We start from the raw sequence: 16,352 nt of genomic DNA on the forward strand, positions 1-16,352 counted from the left end.
ACAGTCTCTAAAAATGTGACGGTTTTGCAACAACGAGCCATTATGTTAGAATGAAAACTAAACAAAAAGGAAACAAATAGTAGCCTATGAATTTTTGCACACTTGGACTTGCTGTCATCGAGACTGAGGCACAAGCTGTCTTTGAACTCACCCAACGTATTGATGAGCGCTTTGCCAAAGCCTGTGAATTACTGCTTGCCTGTCAAGGGCGAATTGTTGTTACAGGAATGGGTAAGTCAGGACATATTGCCAATAAAATTGCCGCAACCTTAGCAAGCACCGGCAGCCCTTCCTTTTTTATGCACCCTGGTGAAGCAAGTCATGGCGACCTAGGAATGATTACCCGCCAAGATGCAGTCATTGCCATTTCTAACTCAGGCAATACCACTGAGCTCGTAACCCTGCTTCCCTTATTAAAGCGTATGGAAATACCCTTAATTACCTTAACAGGTAATAGCGAATCAACGCTGGCACGTGCTGCAGATGTCAATTTAGATGTGAGCATCAAACAAGAAGCTTGTCCCTTAGGTCTTGCACCAACTACCAGTACTACGGTTGCTTTAGTTATGGGCGATGCCTTAGCTATTTCCCTATTACAAGCCCGTGGATTTAGCGAAGAAGATTTTGCTTTATCTCATCCCGGAGGTTCTTTAGGCAAGCGCCTGTTACTGCGCATTGATGAGGTTGCACATCAAGGTAATGAATTACCAATAATTAGTGAAAATGCAACGATCAGCGAAGCATTAATTGAAGTCACCAATAAAAAACTGGGGATGACCTGCGTTACCGATTCCAAAGGTTATCTGGTTGGGGTTTACACCGATGGTGACATTCGCCGTACCTTAACCCGACAATGTGATATCAACACGACTCCGCTTAAAGACGTAATGACCCACAACGCACGTACTATTCGGTCGGGAATTCTTGCTGCAGAAGCATTAGCGATAATGCAAAAACACAGTATTACCTCATTAATTGTTGCCGATGAGCATAACCGCCCTATCGCAGTAGTTCACCTTCATGATTTGTTAAAAGCAGGTGTTTTTTAATGAATAAATTAATCGAAAAAGCACAACAAATTAAATGCCTTATTTGCGATATGGATGGCGTGCTCACTGACGGCCTCCTATACATTGATAATCATTTCAATGAACTTAAAACCTTCCACATCCACGATGGTGTAGGTTTAAAGTTATTGATGACCGTAGGCATTGAGGTGGCAGTCATTACTGGTTCCCGCAATGCGGTAGTTGATCACCGAATGCAACAACTAGGCATCAAGCATTACTATAAAGATCAGTTAAATAAACAAGATACCTATGACCAATTGAAAAAAACATTAAATCTTGAAGACGAACAATTCGCTTATATTGGCGATGATCTTCCAGATATACCCCTAATACAAAAAGTAGGCTTAGGGGTCACTGTAGCAAATGCCGTGCCTGCAGTTAAAGAAATTGCTGTTTGGCAAACTGAACTTCCTGGAGGTCGTGGTGCTGTTCGTGAACTATGCGACCTGATTCTCAATGCGCAAAATAAAATGGATTTGGCGATAAAGGGTTATCTAAAATAATGAATGCAGCAAAACAAGGTATTTGGCTTTTTCTAACGCTTATTGCCCTAGCAGGCTCAGGCTGGTATTACAGCCATTCTTCCGGCATCATGCGCTTGGACAGTGAAACTTTGGCTAATTCCGTTGATACGACCATTTCGCGAGTGAAAGTGCGCCAATTTGATGAAAAAGGTACACTCACAACACTTTTAGCTACGCCAAAGATGCGACACATTCAAAAAGGTGATGTGTATTTTTTTCAAAAACCGCATATTGTGGTAAGCCAGGAGCAACAACAGCCTTGGGATATCCGCTCCAAGCATGCCAAATCTTTTGATGGTGGTCAGCGCATCGTGTTCATGGGTGATGTGATTGTCCATCAAACTCAAGGAGATAATGCTCAAGGAAGTACCTTAAAAACTGAAGAGGTTACTTATTATCCTAATGAGAAAAAAGCATCCACCGATCTGCTTGTAACCTATGAGCAACCCGGTAATATTATTCAATCCAAAGGCATGAATGCCTACTTGGATGAAAAAAGAGTAGAATTACTTCATCAAGCACGAGGAAGCTATGCTCCAGCAAATGGTTAAAAGTATTCTGTACAGTGCTGTATGTATTTTGGCATGCCCCTGCTATGCACTGCCCACCGATAGAGAACAAGTCATGCACGTGCAAGCCGATTCAGCGGATTTGAATCAGCAAAATCATAAAGGCGTTTATATTGGTAATGTGGAATTAATCCAGGGCACAACCAATTTACACGCAGCGAAAGCAATTACTAAGGGCAATGAGAAAAACCAATTGGTTTTAGCTATCGCCAAAGGCAGCGATGGCAAGCAAGCTCATTATTGGACCACCACTGATCCTAAAAAGCCACCCATGCATGCCTATGCCGATATCATCCGCTACTACCCCTTAACTCACATTATTGAGCTCATTGGCAATGCCCGGGTAGAGCAAGGAAAGGATTCGTTTTCAGCAGCAAAAATTCGCTATGACACCATCAAACAGCACGTTTTGTCTCATGGCGATAAAAAACAAAGAATAACTATAATTTATCATCCTGAAAAGAAATCTCTATGAATTTATTAGAAGCGCGAAACCTAAAAAAATCCTTTAAATCGCGAACAGTGGTCAATGGGGTAAGCATCCACATTAAAAAAGGTGAATGTGTCGGCTTATTAGGCCCTAATGGCGCGGGTAAAACCACCTGCTTTTATATGATCGTGGGCTTACAATCTTGTGATGAAGGACAAATAATCATCGACAATCAAGACATTACGTCCAATGCCATGCACCAACGTGCGCGTATGGGAATTAGCTATTTGCCTCAAGAAGCTTCCGTGTTTCGTAAACTTACGGTCGCTGAAAATATTATGGCTATTTTAGAGCTTCGACCTGATTTAAATGAGCAAGCCCGCGAAGAAAAACTCGATCTGTTACTGCAAGAATTTCATATTACGCATATTAGTAACAGCATGGGTATGGCCTTATCTGGAGGAGAGCGTCGACGTGTAGAAATTGCCCGAGCCCTGGCAATTGAGCCCTCATTTATCCTTCTGGATGAACCTTTTGCAGGGGTTGATCCGATTTCCGTAATTGATATTAAAAAAATTATTCAGCATTTATGCAATAAAGGCATTGGCGTTTTAATTACCGATCATAATGTCCGCGAAACCCTAGATATTTGTGAACGGGCTTACATCGTCAGTCAAGGGAAAATATTATGCGAAGGGACACCAGAAACCATCCTAGCCAATCAACAGGTTAGAGCAGTATATTTGGGTGAAGACTTTACTTTGTAGGCCCTCATCATGCTACTTATTATCGATAATTATGATTCATTTACCTATAACCTAGTGCAGTATTTTCAATGCTTAAACCAGGACGTACATGTTTCAACGCATGATCAAATCAGCATCCAGCAAATACGTGAGTTAAACCCAGAATATCTGGTTATTTCTCCCGGCCCTAATGGTCCCGATGAAGCAGGTATTTCTCTGGAAGCCATTCACGAGTTCCATCAAGAAATTCCCATTTTAGGGGTATGCCTAGGACATCAATGCATTGCTCAAGTATTTGGTGGGCAAATTATCTCTGCACCGGAAATCATGCATGGTAAAACATCACTGATTCAGCATCATCAACGCGGCTTATTTCATAATATCCCTGTAGGGTTTCAAGCAACCCGCTACCACTCTCTTGCGGTCGACATATCGAGCTTGCCCGATTGCTTTTCTATAGATGCCTGGGTAGATAATACAATTATGGCAATTTCGCATCGTCAATATCCTGTTTTTGGGCTACAATTTCATCCTGAAGCAATTTTGAGTCAATATGGTCAGCAATTACTAGAGAATTTCTTAAGCTATGAAACCCAATCTTCTATTTGAACAGTTAATCGCAAAGCAGGAATTAAATGCAGAGCAAATGCATGATGTGATTCATGCCTGCATGTCTGGCCAATATAATGACCTGCAAATCGCTACCTTTTTAGCATTAATGCGCACTAAGGGAGAAACAGCGAATGAGCTTACTACCGCTGCAAAAGTAATGCAGGAATTAGCTCATACGATTGAACTAGGAACTAATTTAATTGATATTGTGGGCACTGGAGGTGATGGTAAAAATACCTTTAATGTATCCACCGCTTGCAGTTTTGTGGTTGCTGCCGCAGGCATCCCCGTAGCCAAGCATGGTAATCGCTCTGTTTCCAGTCGCAGTGGCAGTGCTGATTTGCTTGAGCAGGCAGGTTTTGTGCTCAACCTTTCAGACCAACATATGCAAGCCTGCATGCAGGAATGTAATCTGGCATTTTTATTTGCTCCCAGTTACCACCCAGCCATGCAACACGCGCGTACCGCACGCCAACAATTAGGTATCCGTACCTTATTTAATCTACTAGGGCCATTAATCAATCCCGCTCGCGTAAAAAAACAAGTTGTCGGGGTGTTTTCAACAACCTGGCAGAAACCTTTAGCAACTGTTTTAGCGAACCTGGGTAGTGAACGTGCCTTGGTGATTAGCTCGCAAGATGGTTTGGATGAAATTAGTATTGCCGCACCTACCAAGGTTATTGAATATTATCAAGGCTCATTCCAGGAATGGTCGATTATTCCTGCTGACTATGACATTCATCACCATTCATTGGATGAAATTATTGTTGATTCACCAAACCAAAGTTTAACCATTATCCAATCTGTGTTCTCCGGGGGTAAAGGTGCAGCCCGAGATATGGTCCTGCTAAACTCTGCCGCAGCAATTTACTGCGCCAAAGAAGAGCTATCATTTGCCCAAGCCCTAGAACTAGCGAAGGAAGCTTTAGATAGTGGTAAAGCCGCTCAATGTTTCCACCAACTTTGCCAATTAACTCAAACTTTAAATAAAGAATCGCATCATGAATAGTGTTTTACAACGCATTGCCCAACATAAATTAAATGAAGTCGCTCAGGCTAAAAAACTACATCCCCTAAGCTCCCTAGAACAATCCCAATGGACGCGCCGTGATTTTATTGCTGCCTTAAAAGACAATACAACACCAGCTATTATTGCCGAAATAAAACGCGCGTCCCCGAGTAAAGGTTTGATCAGAGAAGACTTTGATGTAGCACAAATCGCTGAAACTTACGCCCAACATGGCGCTCGTTGTTTGTCCGTACTTACCGATATTGAATTCTTCCAAGGCCATCCGGATTATTTAGCCCTAGCCAAATCACATTGTGACTTGCCGGTATTACGCAAAGATTTTATCCTCGATGAATACCAAATTTATGAAAGCCAATCTCTCGGCGCTGATTGTATTTTATTAATTGTGGCCCTACTCGATGACACACAGCTTGCTGATTATTGTCGATTAGCCCAAGAATTAAATATGGCCGTACTCGTGGAAAGCCATACTAAAGAAGAGTTAGAGCGTGCCTTGTATTTGCCTACACCACTCATGGGCATAAATAACCGTAGCCTGCATACCTTTAAAACCGACATTCAATTAAGTATTCGCTTAAAGGACCTCATTCCTCCGGATAGAATCATTATTACTGAAAGTGGTATTAATAGCCCCGAGGACGTTGCTTTAATGCAAACTAATGAGATTAATACCTTTCTGATTGGAGAAAGTCTCATGCGCGCAAAAGACATTGGTTCAGCTTTGCAGCATTTGATTGCGGGTAAGTAATGGCCCGATAAAAGCTTGCCCAGAAAATAACTTAATGCTCTTTAAGTTTGGAATTTGGTTTTGTTTTTGGTTTAGAATTTGATTGTTTTTTTACTTCCTTACACACCTCTTCAGTGTGGGGAGCATTCGGTGTTATATCACAAATATTTTTAATATCAGTGACTTCAGGATGCTCTTTTTTGTGTTTTTTCATAAAACACTCCTTGTGGGTATAATTTATACATATAGTAAAGTTTTAGCAATTAATCCAGCAGCAAATTAATCTCATAATATCGTCCTCCTATAAAATGCCCACGCAAAGAGACACGTTTATCTATAATAAAATGAAATCATAGTGAATATAAGCGCGAGGAAATTGATGAGCGGAAAAAGTCCGGGTATATATTTATTTCTAGGGGCATTCTGTTTCTTTTTATTCGGCTGCCTTATCCTTGCTATTTATCAAGAGGCTTCTTTTTTGTCAATTAATCAGGACATTTATACGTGGAGCCAAAAAATAAAAAACTCATATTCCCATTTTTTCGCGACACTAATCTCTTTATTCGGAAATAAGTTTATTATCGTCCCGGCGTTCGTAGGTGCAGGCCTGATTTTGTTATTGAAAAAGGAAATGAATTTAGCAATGCATTTAATAGGAATTATGGTAATTGCTGCATTTCTTGCTTATTTTTTCAAAAATACCATTGCCTTTCCACGCCCAGGAGCTTTATCTGCCGGCGCATCAGAAGGCTATGCATTTCCAAGTAGACATGTAACCTTATGCGCCACCTATACGATATTTCTTAGCCTAGTGTTTTGTAATCAAATGAAATCCAACGGTTCGGTAATCACTGTCGCCTGCATATGGATTTTTCTCCAGGCAATATCACGCATAATACTGCAAGTTCACTGGTTTATCGATGTAATTGGTGGAACACTTTTAGGCTCTTCTTGTGGTTTTTTAGGTGCTTATACCTTTCTTTTAACCAATAAAAATCCAGAAAAAATAAAATTCGCCCTCAAGATTTTATTGATGACGTTCTTATTTTTTATGACGGTTTATTTGAGTATTCATACAGTTTATTCCTTTGGTGAGTTCAAATAATAACCAAGAAAATAGATAAAATTACTACGCATACACGTGGTAGTCCTAAAAATTAGGGCAGCAAAATTTAAAGTAACTCAAGGGGGCACAAGGCCCACCATAGGCGCTCTAATAAACTTATTTAACTCTCCGTCCTTTTTAATCCACTGATGGTTCCGGCCTTTTTACCGGTTCCGGCTCAGGAAGATTTGGATCCTCTGGCTCAATAGGTTCAGGATTTGATGGATATTCATCAGGAGAATCAGGAACCTCATTAGGTTCAGGTATTTCATTAATGTTTTTCAAAATAGCTCCTTATTATTTGCACTCTATAGCTAAAGTATAGCAAAATCGAGTTTTACCTAAACAAGGTGTTTTATGAAAGTAGCTGTAATTACCGGTGCAGCCAATGGTATAGGCTTAGCATTAACCCAAATTCACTTAGAACAAGACCATACAGTGGTTATGGTGGATAAAGACAGCACTAAGCTCCATCAGGAAGCAAAACATCTCCAGACTCAATTCTCAGGAAAAATTCTTCCCATTGCGTGCGATGTGACTCAAGCGGACGAAGTAAAAGCTCTAGCTCAACAAACACAACACAAATTAGGTCGTATCGATTGGCTCTATAATAATGCAGGCATTATTGGCCAATTAGCTCCTGTATGGGATTTAAATGCCGAGCAGGTCAAACAAGTGATGAATGTTAACTTGCATGGAATGATGCATGTCATTCAGGCCTTCACACCTTTTTTATTCCAACAAGATTTTCGCTCACACATTATTAACATGGCAAGCTTATACGCTTTATGTGCAGGCTCACAAACAGCCCCCTACTCCATGTCCAAACATGCAGTTTTGGCTTTATCAGAATCTTTATATTTTGATTTGCATCGTTTAGATAAACCAGTTGATGTCTCGGTAATATTTCCATCATTCACGGATACTGGATTATTATCCAATCCTGCAAATGGCGAATCTAGCTTACATGGCGCCTTACAATCCTTATTAGCGCATTCACGCCCAGCAATGGATATAGCGCAGCATATTATGCACGAAGTAGCCCAAAAGAAATTTTATATATTCCCCGATAAAGAAGTAAAAGGGTATTGTGAAGAGCGTACACAAGCCATGCTAAATCAAGAAAATCCTCATGCGACTAATGTTGAAAAGTTAATGGCTGCTTTAATCAAGCGCCAAGAAGCGCGTAGAGTCTCTTAATACTGTTATGTACGAACGAAATCTTTTGGTTTCGTTCGTATTATTTAAGCACTATCTAATCCTACGAAGACTACATCGGTAGTATGCCGCACGTTGAACTTGTACTCGTAGATGGAGCGGTGTTCTGTTTCTTTTGTCCAAATACGGTCAACCCTGTTTTCTGAGTGACCGCATAAATTTGGGTTGGGTCAAAGCAGGTTTTTCATTCACTCAAAATCCAAGGACCATCGCTCGTATAGTGAACCATTAAAGGAAGCATGCTTCGATTACAAGCTGCTCAGGATTGAAATGCAGGACTCGTACTTAGCTCTTGAAATGAAGCATGAATAAGACTTGCCTGTTGTTGACGTTGGGTTTCCATAAAAAAGCTACTGCCCGTAAGAATGAATTTTGCGGCAATGACCAAAAGACCAATACCTGTAGCAGCAATTACCAAATTAGCAACAATAGCGATGAGGAATTCTTTTTCGCTTTGTAGCTCCTTATAAGCTTTTTCAATTTTCTCTTTAAATTGGGTTCGTATTTGCCCTATATCATTAGGTTGTGAATGGATGTTGGCAACGACAAAGCGTTCAACTAATTCGCTTAAACTATTCGCTAACTCAACAATATCCTGCGCTGGAGCTGCCTCTTTTAGTTGCTTAATTCGCAGGTGTAAAGTCAACAGCTGTTGTAAGGTTTGCTCATTATTTAAATAGGGAGTCAAATGTCTCTGATGAGTACCTAACTGCCAATTGTTAGTCTCTGGAAAACGGTGTAATATCGCTAATAATCTTGCTTTATTGTCCATCGCTCTTGCTAAAAGAGACTTGCCATGTACATCGATTTTTGTAATAAAGTGCAAACATTGCTCTTCGCTAAAAAATGATAAGATAATTTGGAGGGCTTGAGGGTTCGTAGCCCAATGCAAGAGATCATACCTCTGTTGTCCCCCTTCAGTTACGGCATAGGTCTGATTTTCGGGCAAGAGCCAGTTAAAAATAGCGTGTAGTGCTTCAGGATATTTTAAAGCGAGTAATAGAATCGTGACTCCATCCTTGTTCTTTATGTTAAGAACCGCTTTTTGCTCTTCCTTAGGAATTAAAGCCAAAAGATGAACTAAGGAATCAGCATCAGGAACCGCCCTATGGAACACCGTATCACCATTGTTATTTTTTTCTTGCAAGGCTTTGTGTTGTTGTTTCACATTAGGGTAAAGAGACAATAGCTTACTTAAGGCCCGTGCGTTGATGGTCGCGCGATGTAAGGCCGTATTACCCGATCTATCCTTTGCTCTTGCCGTCGTGCACAGCTCGTCTGCAGAAAAATAAAGAAAAAGAAGTTGCAATGATTGCTCATTTCTTGCCGCTAAATGCAAAACCGTTTCACCCTGATGGTTAGTTTCACGTAAAGCAGTCAGTAACTCATCCGGAGGATATAAGTCCAGAACCATTTTTAATGACTGCGGGTTTCCAGCGGCTTTGTGTAATACGCTATTACCCGATTGATCTTTGGTTTTGACCGAGACTAGACTTTTATCCGCTATCAATTCTAAATTTTGAGCTAAAATTTCAGGAAAATCTGCAACAGCATGCAACAAGGTAGGGCCAAATTGATGTATAGAAACTGCCTGATACATTCGTTTATGATTTTCTCGAAGCATTCCTAAAATAAGTTCCCCATTTGCTGACATCCTATTATTCCTTATTTGTAATGAATAAGATGTAGGGATTGTACAAGAAAATACTTAAGTGAATATTAATGAGACTGCATTAGCTGAATCCCGCGGCACAACCGCGGGTCGAGGGAAGACATAAACGCACGATTACGTGCGATTAAATTCAACCTAACATTTCCAACAATTCACGGCGAAACATATGGTAATCTACCTCGAGGGCGTGACGCATATGTGACTTAAATCGGTAATGAGGCTTGTTCATTTCCTGGTCAATTTTCTGATGTAATTGTTCAGGTCGTTTCAATGTACCCATAATGATACGCGCAACAATCTTTGATTGATGATCGGCTAATGGCCAGATGCAACCTTGGGGTTGGCATAAACCAATAAAATAAAGATTATCCAAATCTGCATGCATCATTTTTCGATACAAGGGCACTTTGGTTGAGCTACTAAAATCAATTAATTCCTTATCAAAGAAAGGAAAACTTATTTTATAGCCGGTAGCAAAAATTACCGTATCAAACTCAAGCTGCTGGCCATTAGTAAAATGTACCTTTTTGTCTTCAAAATGAGTAATGCCTGGTTGCGTACGTACTTTTCCATGACGAATAAAATACAATAATTCAGAATTGATCGTGGGATGAATTTCTAACGGTCCGCAGTCAGGGTTCAACAGCTTATACTTGGCATAGCGTCCCTGTAATACTCGAATAACCAATTTAAACAGTTTTTGGCGCATGCCTGCAGGCATCCATCGAGTTTTCGCAACTGCATCATCCGTGGGCTTACCAAACACAAATTTTGGAAAAATATTATAACCACGGCGCATACTAATATGGGTTTCAGGGGATACACGTGATATTTCTACAGCAACATCACAAGCAGAATTCCCTCCCCCAATAACCAAAACACGCTTACCGGAAAAAACGGAAGCTTTCTTGTATTGATGAGAATGAATGAGATCACCCGCAAAATGACCAGGATATTCGGGCATAAACGGATCCCAATGATGTCCGTTAGCAACTAACAGATAATCAAAGGTCTCTTCATGAGTGCCGTGCACATCTTGATAAGTTACTTGCCACTGTTTTTGGCTGTTTTGCTCCACTTTGACTACAGAGGTATTAAAACGAATGTATTTTTCTAAATCAAAATGACGTGCATAATTCTGAAAATAAGCCAAAACCTGTCTATGCGAAGGATAGTCAGGATAGGAGTCTGGCATTGGGAAATCTTCAAATTGGGACCAACGCTTGGAACTAATAATATGCGTTGTTTCATACACACTGGAATGATCGTTAACTTCATCATACACCCAGTTACCACCGATTTGATTATTTTTTTCAAAAACAGTGATCTGAGAAACTCCTTGCTCTTGCAAGTTTTTAATTGCAGCAAGCCCACTAGGGCCTGCACCAATGACACAGACTCGCGGCTGACAAATATCCTTAGGCTTTTGCTCTATTTGCATTACTTGTTACCTTTTTAACTTCTTCCATTATCATTGCTTGTACCACAGGGTGTTTATCAATGGTGAAATGATTCACATTGACCCCTTTGATTTTTGTAACATCAATATTGTCAATTTGTGTTTTGGCAGGATCAACAGCTCGAAGTTTTAAACCACTAAACATGGGTACATAGCCCGTTTTGTAAAAGTTCATTGCATGCTTCACATTAGGTGGTACAACAGTTTGAGACACCGCATCAACCGTAACAAGCAAATCAACAGAAACACCTGCTTTATTTAAATTACGTGCTACCTTGATTTGTTCATTAGCCCCTAAAGAATGTCCAACAAGAACGATCGGTTTAGGATTTTTAGATTTATAGTGATTACTAATAAGAGTACGAGATACAGCGCCTGCGTTATACCACATGCCGCTTGGAGCCGGAATGTGATAAGTCGCCTCAACAGAGTCGCTTAACTCTTGCATACCGGTACTGAAAACCCCTAAGCCGCCAAGCATGGTATGAACTTCACCACGATAAAGTTGAGCGTTTTTAGTATGCGCTACTTTTTTTCCCGTAGCATCAGTTTGCACCAGATGCTTTTTCTTAGCCGGATGATATTTAGCTCCCGACAAATCCACACAGCTTGCTACAGAAAATGCAGCAAACAAGCACAAAGATGCTTTGAAGAAATTAGTTTTGCTACTGTTCATTTTTATTTTTATTCAGGTTTTATCGAATTCATTGATGATAACGTATATGGTGGCGATTGCCAATATTTGTACGGCATTAACCCGCATCTACAGAGGATCGTTAGCACTATTTCTTCCTCAATGGATCCGTAATTCTGTTTGGGATGCCCATAATAGTTTGCTAAGATATGCGTTCCTTTTTTAGATTGTGAACAATTGCTTATGGAAACACAGGTTTCAGTACTTACTGTCAGTCAACTCAACAGGCAGGTTAAAAGTTACCTTGAAAATGAGCTAGGAATTGTTCATGTAGAAGGAGAAATTTCTAACTTAAGTAAACCTGCATCAGGACACTTTTACTTTACCCTAAAAGACAGTGGAGCCCAAATCCGTTGTGTGTTTTTTAAGAATCGCCACTTTGGCGCTTCCGCCTCGAAACTATGCGATGGCCAACATCTGGTTGCCAGTGGCCGCTTAAGCCTTTATGAGGCACGTGGAGATTATCAATTAATCGTTGAGCAAATCACTGAAGCAGGTCTTGGGGCATTGTATCAACGCTTTGAAGAGTTAAAAAATAAACTCGCAAACGAAGGGCTTTTTCATCCAGAGAGGAAAAAAGCCCTGCCTCGCATGCCGAAAACTATTGGGGTAATTACCTCAACAACTGGAGCTGCAATTCGTGATATTTTATCGACTCTAGCGCGACGTTATCCTTTAGCTAAGGTATTTATTTATCCTAGTGAAGTTCAAGGGGCAGGAGCTGCACAGCAACTAATTAAAGCGCTTCAGCACGCTAATAAGGAAAAGCGCTGTGAGGTACTCATCCTTGCACGCGGGGGTGGAAGCATTGAAGATTTATGGTCATTTAATGATGAGCAATTAGCCCGACAAATTGCCCAAAGTAGCATTCCCCTCGTATCCGGAGTAGGACACGAAACCGATTTCACTATTGCTGATTTTGTTGCCGATTACCGCGCTGAAACCCCTACTGCAGCAGCAACTGCGGTGACCCCAGATTCTCTTGAACTGTTAAGAGCATTAAATCATTCGATGTTACGTTTACAAGAAGCGATCCATAGGCAGCTACAAAAAAACCAAATTAAGCTACGCCATTTAATGGATAAGATTTCTTCACCACAAAAAGCCATTTCCAGCTATTGGCAAACTACCGACTATTTGGAACGACAATTGATTTCCAGCATGAACCAAATCATCAAACAGAAAACCCATCAGTTGCATTTGTGTACACATCAGTTAAATACCCATAACCCCAAAACGCAAATTCAGCATGCACAAAATCAATTGCAACAGAAAACCCAGCAACTAACACAACAGATGCAAAACAAACTGAGTCAGTTCAAATTTCAAATGCAGACTCTAATGTCCACCTTGCACGCAGTGAGTCCCTTAGCTACACTGGATAGAGGCTATGCAATTGCTACCTTAAAAGATAAGGTACTTTTTTCAGCGGAGCAAACGCAGATTGGCGATACCATTGAGGTGCGTTTAGCTCAAGGCAAGCTTGCATGTGAAATAAAAGACATTAAAGGATTAGAGCAAGACCATGCTTGATGAGTTAATTGACAGTCTTAATTTAATTATTAGCCAAACGAAAATGAATAGTTCCATATTGGTTACTATTGTCATTACTCTATGGATTATCTTTTTTATTACGCGGCTAGATCGCCGTTTATTACTATCCCTAGGAATTATACCAAGACAACTCAAAGGCTTACCTGGAATACTTTTTTCACCCCTATTGCATTTAAATTTCAATCATCTATTTTTTAACTGCATCCCTTTAGTTGTATTAAGTAATTTTATTTTAATTAATGGCCTGTATTATTACCTTGCCGTCACCCTAATCATTACCCTCCTCACTGGGATTTGTGTATGGTGTTTTGCTAAACCGGGCGTGCATGTGGGAGCCAGTGGCGTGATAACTGGCTACTGGAGCTTTTTAGTTCTTAACCTATATCAGACAGGTACGGTAACCACGATTATTTTAGGTCTCCTCAGTGTTTATTACTTTGCCGGTATTTTCTTTGGTATTTTTCCAGGAAAGAAAGGGGTATCTTGGGAATCTCACTTTTTTGGTTTATTGGCAGGACTGGCTACCAGCTATTTGTTTACCAATTATCCGACTTACGTACAAATGCTCTCTCCAATATCGTAGGCTAGCTGTAAAGCCCAGCAAAGCGCGGGAGTTAACGCTCAAAGAGCCCAACCCTTCTCCCCTTCTCCTCACTCACCTCAATTTCCCGATTACTCTTCGCACGAAACAACACAATGCGCGAATGATATTTCTCTACCGTACTTCGATGTGCAATACTCACTAAAGTTGCGCCGGTTTCCTCCTTTAGCATACGATATACGTGTTCTTCACTCTTTTCATCTAGAGCAGAGGTCGCCTCATCTAAAAAGACCCAGTCCGGTTTTTTAAGTAAGGCACGAGCAAAAGCAATTCGTTGTTTCTGTCCCCCTGATAATTCATCAGCCCATGCATTCTTTTCATCTAATCTAGAAATAAAGTCCTGCATTCCCCCTACTTTCTGTAAAGCCATACCATATTGCTCCGCTGGGTAAGTCTCTGCCGGATCTGGATAGGCTAAAACAGCTTTTAGGGTATCATGAGTTAACGTTGGTGTTTGCGGTAAAAAACACAATCGTTTTCCAGAAGGCAGTAATATCACCCCATTTCCATAACTCCAAGTACCCGAAATGGTTTTAAAAAAGGTGCTCTTACCTAAACCAGAGTCTCCTTTGATTAAGACGTCTTCTTCAGGTTTTAACTTTAAATTAAGATTACACATGATGTGGCTTGTACTGGTAGCCTGAGGATGCAGAATATTTAAGTGTTTCACATTAATCGTATCTTTATCACGTTCATTTCTAATAATTAATTTAGGATGAGCATTTAATCCATCTTTTTCCAGGGTAGTTTGTAATTCAGTAATTCGTTTAATACTCGTTTTATATTTTGCCAATTCATCATAAGCCCATACAAACCAACTCAGAGATGAATTGACCTCTGTAAAAGCCATGCCAACCTGTATCAATTGGCCGATTTCTATAAGTCCTGCAAAATACAAGGGGGCCGCGATTAACGTAGGTAAAAGCTCTGCTAATTGTGAATAGAAATGTTGAAATGCATCCAGTTTTAAGCCAATACTCAGTTTTTGGTTGGCTCGCAGATTAATTTCATTAATTTTGTTTTTTATTGATATTTTGTAATACTGCTCAGCGTGCTCTTCAGCAACATTCTCAGCCTCCTTATGAACCTCCGCTATATTTTGACGTAAGTCTGCTTCGGCTTTTTCAGCGTTGTGATTGGTTTCCGCCATTGATTTTGCAATCGAATTTGCAATCAGTGTAGCGGCCATAGCCGCCCCTAAAGCAGTCCAGAATAAATAACCTGGGATCACAAGAGTTACCCCGAAAACAGCAACAGATAAAGAACCACCAACAATCCATAAAGTACCTGCAAATGTTGCGAGGCTCAGCACTGACTTTAAAAAATCGCCTACTAGTTCAATAGTTAACTTCACGAAAATTTTTACATCTTCTTGAATACGTTGAGCAATATTATCGACTTTTGAGGGAAAACGTTTTAAATCCAAATAATTGTTTTCACTAGTAAAAAACTTATTAATGATTCGTTCTGTTAGCCAAGTACGCCAGATAATAGATAGCCTACCCATAAAATAATCTTTTAAAATGTGAACACCAACATAAGCACTTACCATTAAGGCAAACTCACCTATAGAAAAAAGGAAAGGAAGAAGTGCCTTTGCGGTGAGCGCCTGCCAAAATGTTGAAGACAACCAAGCCATAGCTGCCGTTAACCCAACAAGAAAAATGGTGCATAAGGCAATACCTAATAAATAAAGCCAAGCACGCAACTTTTCATCGGAATTAATAAAATAGTCTTTAACTAACTCCCAAGTAGTGTTCCACAAATCTTGGGACCCCATAGAATTAGGCAATTTATTGGACATGATGTGGTTCGGGAGTTTTTTAGTGATACCTCCATGTTAATTTCATTTTTACAAAAAGCAACCATTGCTCAAAATACACTAAATTTGCCCATTTAAAGGGATAATTTTCCTGGCTCAACTAGGCTACACTTGCTCTAAACTCTATGCTATTCTAGGATTAATAAATCAGCAGAGAAATCAAGATGCTATCATTTAAACGATTCGTTCTCGTAGGCGCATTAAGCTTACTTGTTACCCCTGTATTTGCTAAACAAAATCCAAGTGCCTGTTGTGGCGGGATGGGTGGCATTAGCTACTGTGACTCATCTGCTGGACGAATGGTATGTAATAATGGCTTTTACTCTACCTGCTTTTGTACCCCACATGCGGTAATGGACTTACAATTGATTCGTGGTTGTTGCTTATGGAAAGGTGGTGTGGTCAACTCACTTACCACCCCAAATGGCCTGGTTGTATGTAATGATGGCTCTGTTTCTGAGGAATGTTCTCTACAAACACCTACAGACAGAATAGCCGCATGGTAGCATAAGTACCTTC

Annotated in this window: 19 protein-coding genes; 13 read left to right on the forward strand and 6 right to left on the reverse strand. The window is 40.3% G+C overall.

Annotation, left to right across the window (positions count from 1 at the left end):
- Positions 1 to 86: 86 nt before the first annotated feature.
- Genes ACD661_RS06200 through trpC form a run of 8 tightly spaced genes read left to right on the forward strand, consistent with a single transcriptional unit; the run spans position 87 to position 5,729 of the window.
- Positions 87 to 1,049 (forward strand): KpsF/GutQ family sugar-phosphate isomerase, encoded by a 963-nt coding sequence (locus tag ACD661_RS06200; protein ID WP_400186960.1) that lies wholly within the window; start codon positions 87 to 89, stop codon positions 1,047 to 1,049.
- The gene (locus ACD661_RS06205; protein ID WP_400186961.1) at positions 1,049 to 1,573 is read left to right on the forward strand and encodes a KdsC family phosphatase; all 525 of its coding nucleotides are present in this window, start codon (positions 1,049 to 1,051) and stop codon (positions 1,571 to 1,573) included. The genes ACD661_RS06200 and ACD661_RS06205 overlap by 1 nt, the downstream gene beginning before the upstream one ends.
- Positions 1,573 to 2,145, forward strand: coding sequence for an LPS export ABC transporter periplasmic protein LptC (gene lptC, locus ACD661_RS06210; protein ID WP_400186962.1), 573 nt, complete (start codon positions 1,573 to 1,575; stop codon positions 2,143 to 2,145). The genes ACD661_RS06205 and lptC overlap by 1 nt, the downstream gene beginning before the upstream one ends.
- Complete coding sequence (gene lptA / locus ACD661_RS06215; protein ID WP_400186963.1) at positions 2,126 to 2,638, forward strand: lipopolysaccharide transport periplasmic protein LptA; 513 nt, start codon at positions 2,126 to 2,128, stop codon at positions 2,636 to 2,638. The genes lptC and lptA overlap by 20 nt, the downstream gene beginning before the upstream one ends.
- Positions 2,635 to 3,360, forward strand: a complete 726-nt coding sequence (lptB, locus tag ACD661_RS06220) for an LPS export ABC transporter ATP-binding protein (protein WP_400186964.1) — start codon at positions 2,635 to 2,637, stop codon at positions 3,358 to 3,360. The genes lptA and lptB overlap by 4 nt, the downstream gene beginning before the upstream one ends.
- A 9-nt stretch (positions 3,361 to 3,369) precedes the next feature.
- Complete coding sequence (locus tag ACD661_RS06225; protein ID WP_400186965.1) at positions 3,370 to 3,948, forward strand: anthranilate synthase component II; 579 nt, start codon at positions 3,370 to 3,372, stop codon at positions 3,946 to 3,948.
- Positions 3,926 to 4,960, forward strand: a complete 1,035-nt coding sequence (gene trpD, locus ACD661_RS06230; RefSeq protein WP_400186966.1) for an anthranilate phosphoribosyltransferase — start codon at positions 3,926 to 3,928, stop codon at positions 4,958 to 4,960. The genes ACD661_RS06225 and trpD overlap by 23 nt, the downstream gene beginning before the upstream one ends.
- On the forward strand, positions 4,953 to 5,729 hold the full coding sequence (gene trpC / locus ACD661_RS06235) for an indole-3-glycerol phosphate synthase TrpC (RefSeq protein ID WP_400186967.1): 777 nt from the start codon (positions 4,953 to 4,955) through the stop codon (positions 5,727 to 5,729). The genes trpD and trpC overlap by 8 nt, the downstream gene beginning before the upstream one ends.
- Positions 5,730 to 5,760: 31 nt before the next feature.
- Here the strand turns inward: trpC and ACD661_RS06240 are convergent, their stop codons facing one another.
- A complete protein-coding gene (locus tag ACD661_RS06240) occupies positions 5,761 to 5,922 on the reverse strand; it encodes a hypothetical protein (RefSeq protein ID WP_400186968.1) in 162 nt (53 codons plus the stop codon).
- 165 nt (positions 5,923 to 6,087) lie between these two features.
- On the opposite strand from ACD661_RS06240, the gene ACD661_RS06245 reads away from it, so the two are divergent.
- Positions 6,088 to 6,813, forward strand: a complete 726-nt coding sequence (locus ACD661_RS06245) for a phosphatase PAP2 family protein (protein WP_400186969.1) — start codon at positions 6,088 to 6,090, stop codon at positions 6,811 to 6,813.
- A 138-nt stretch (positions 6,814 to 6,951) separates the two neighbouring features.
- Here the strand turns inward: ACD661_RS06245 and ACD661_RS06250 are convergent, their stop codons facing one another.
- The gene (locus tag ACD661_RS06250; protein ID WP_400186970.1) at positions 6,952 to 7,098 is read right to left on the reverse strand and encodes a hypothetical protein; all 147 of its coding nucleotides are present in this window, start codon (positions 7,096 to 7,098) and stop codon (positions 6,952 to 6,954) included.
- A 72-nt stretch (positions 7,099 to 7,170) separates the two neighbouring features.
- On the opposite strand from ACD661_RS06250, the gene ACD661_RS06255 reads away from it, so the two are divergent.
- A complete protein-coding gene (locus ACD661_RS06255) occupies positions 7,171 to 8,013 on the forward strand; it encodes an SDR family NAD(P)-dependent oxidoreductase (RefSeq protein WP_400186971.1) in 843 nt (280 codons plus the stop codon).
- Between the two features lie 277 nt (positions 8,014 to 8,290).
- Here ACD661_RS06255 and ACD661_RS06260 read toward each other — a convergent pair whose 3' ends face one another.
- From ACD661_RS06260 to ACD661_RS06270, 3 genes are all read right to left on the reverse strand, one after another.
- Entirely contained in the window at positions 8,291 to 9,685 is a 1,395-nt protein-coding gene (locus ACD661_RS06260) for a hypothetical protein (protein WP_400186972.1), read from the reverse strand.
- A 148-nt stretch (positions 9,686 to 9,833) separates the two neighbouring features.
- Positions 9,834 to 11,144 (reverse strand): flavin-containing monooxygenase, encoded by a 1,311-nt coding sequence (locus ACD661_RS06265; protein WP_400186973.1) that lies wholly within the window; start codon positions 11,142 to 11,144, stop codon positions 9,834 to 9,836.
- A complete protein-coding gene (locus ACD661_RS06270; protein ID WP_400186974.1) occupies positions 11,122 to 11,838 on the reverse strand; it encodes a hypothetical protein in 717 nt (238 codons plus the stop codon). The genes ACD661_RS06265 and ACD661_RS06270 overlap by 23 nt, the downstream gene beginning before the upstream one ends.
- 201 nt (positions 11,839 to 12,039) lie before the next feature.
- Between ACD661_RS06270 and xseA the strand changes: the two genes are divergently transcribed.
- A complete protein-coding gene (gene xseA / locus ACD661_RS06275; protein WP_400186975.1) occupies positions 12,040 to 13,389 on the forward strand; it encodes an exodeoxyribonuclease VII large subunit in 1,350 nt (449 codons plus the stop codon).
- A complete protein-coding gene (locus ACD661_RS06280) occupies positions 13,382 to 13,993 on the forward strand; it encodes a rhomboid family intramembrane serine protease (RefSeq protein ID WP_400186976.1) in 612 nt (203 codons plus the stop codon). The genes xseA and ACD661_RS06280 overlap by 8 nt, the downstream gene beginning before the upstream one ends.
- A gap of 31 nt (positions 13,994 to 14,024) precedes the next feature.
- On the opposite strand, the gene ACD661_RS06285 is transcribed toward ACD661_RS06280, so the two are convergent.
- The gene (locus ACD661_RS06285) at positions 14,025 to 15,815 is read right to left on the reverse strand and encodes an ABC transporter ATP-binding protein/permease (RefSeq protein ID WP_400186977.1); all 1,791 of its coding nucleotides are present in this window, start codon (positions 15,813 to 15,815) and stop codon (positions 14,025 to 14,027) included.
- A 182-nt stretch (positions 15,816 to 15,997) separates the two neighbouring features.
- On the opposite strand from ACD661_RS06285, the gene ACD661_RS06290 reads away from it, so the two are divergent.
- Positions 15,998 to 16,339 carry a neurogenic locus notch gene (locus ACD661_RS06290; protein WP_400186978.1) on the forward strand — a complete coding sequence of 114 codons (342 nt, stop codon included), beginning with the start codon at positions 15,998 to 16,000 and terminating at the stop codon, positions 16,337 to 16,339.
- Positions 16,340 to 16,352: the final 13 nt, after the last annotated feature.

Source organism: Legionella lytica (assembly GCF_044626755.1).
Classification (GTDB): Bacteria; Pseudomonadota; Gammaproteobacteria; order Legionellales; family Legionellaceae; genus Legionella; species Legionella lytica_A.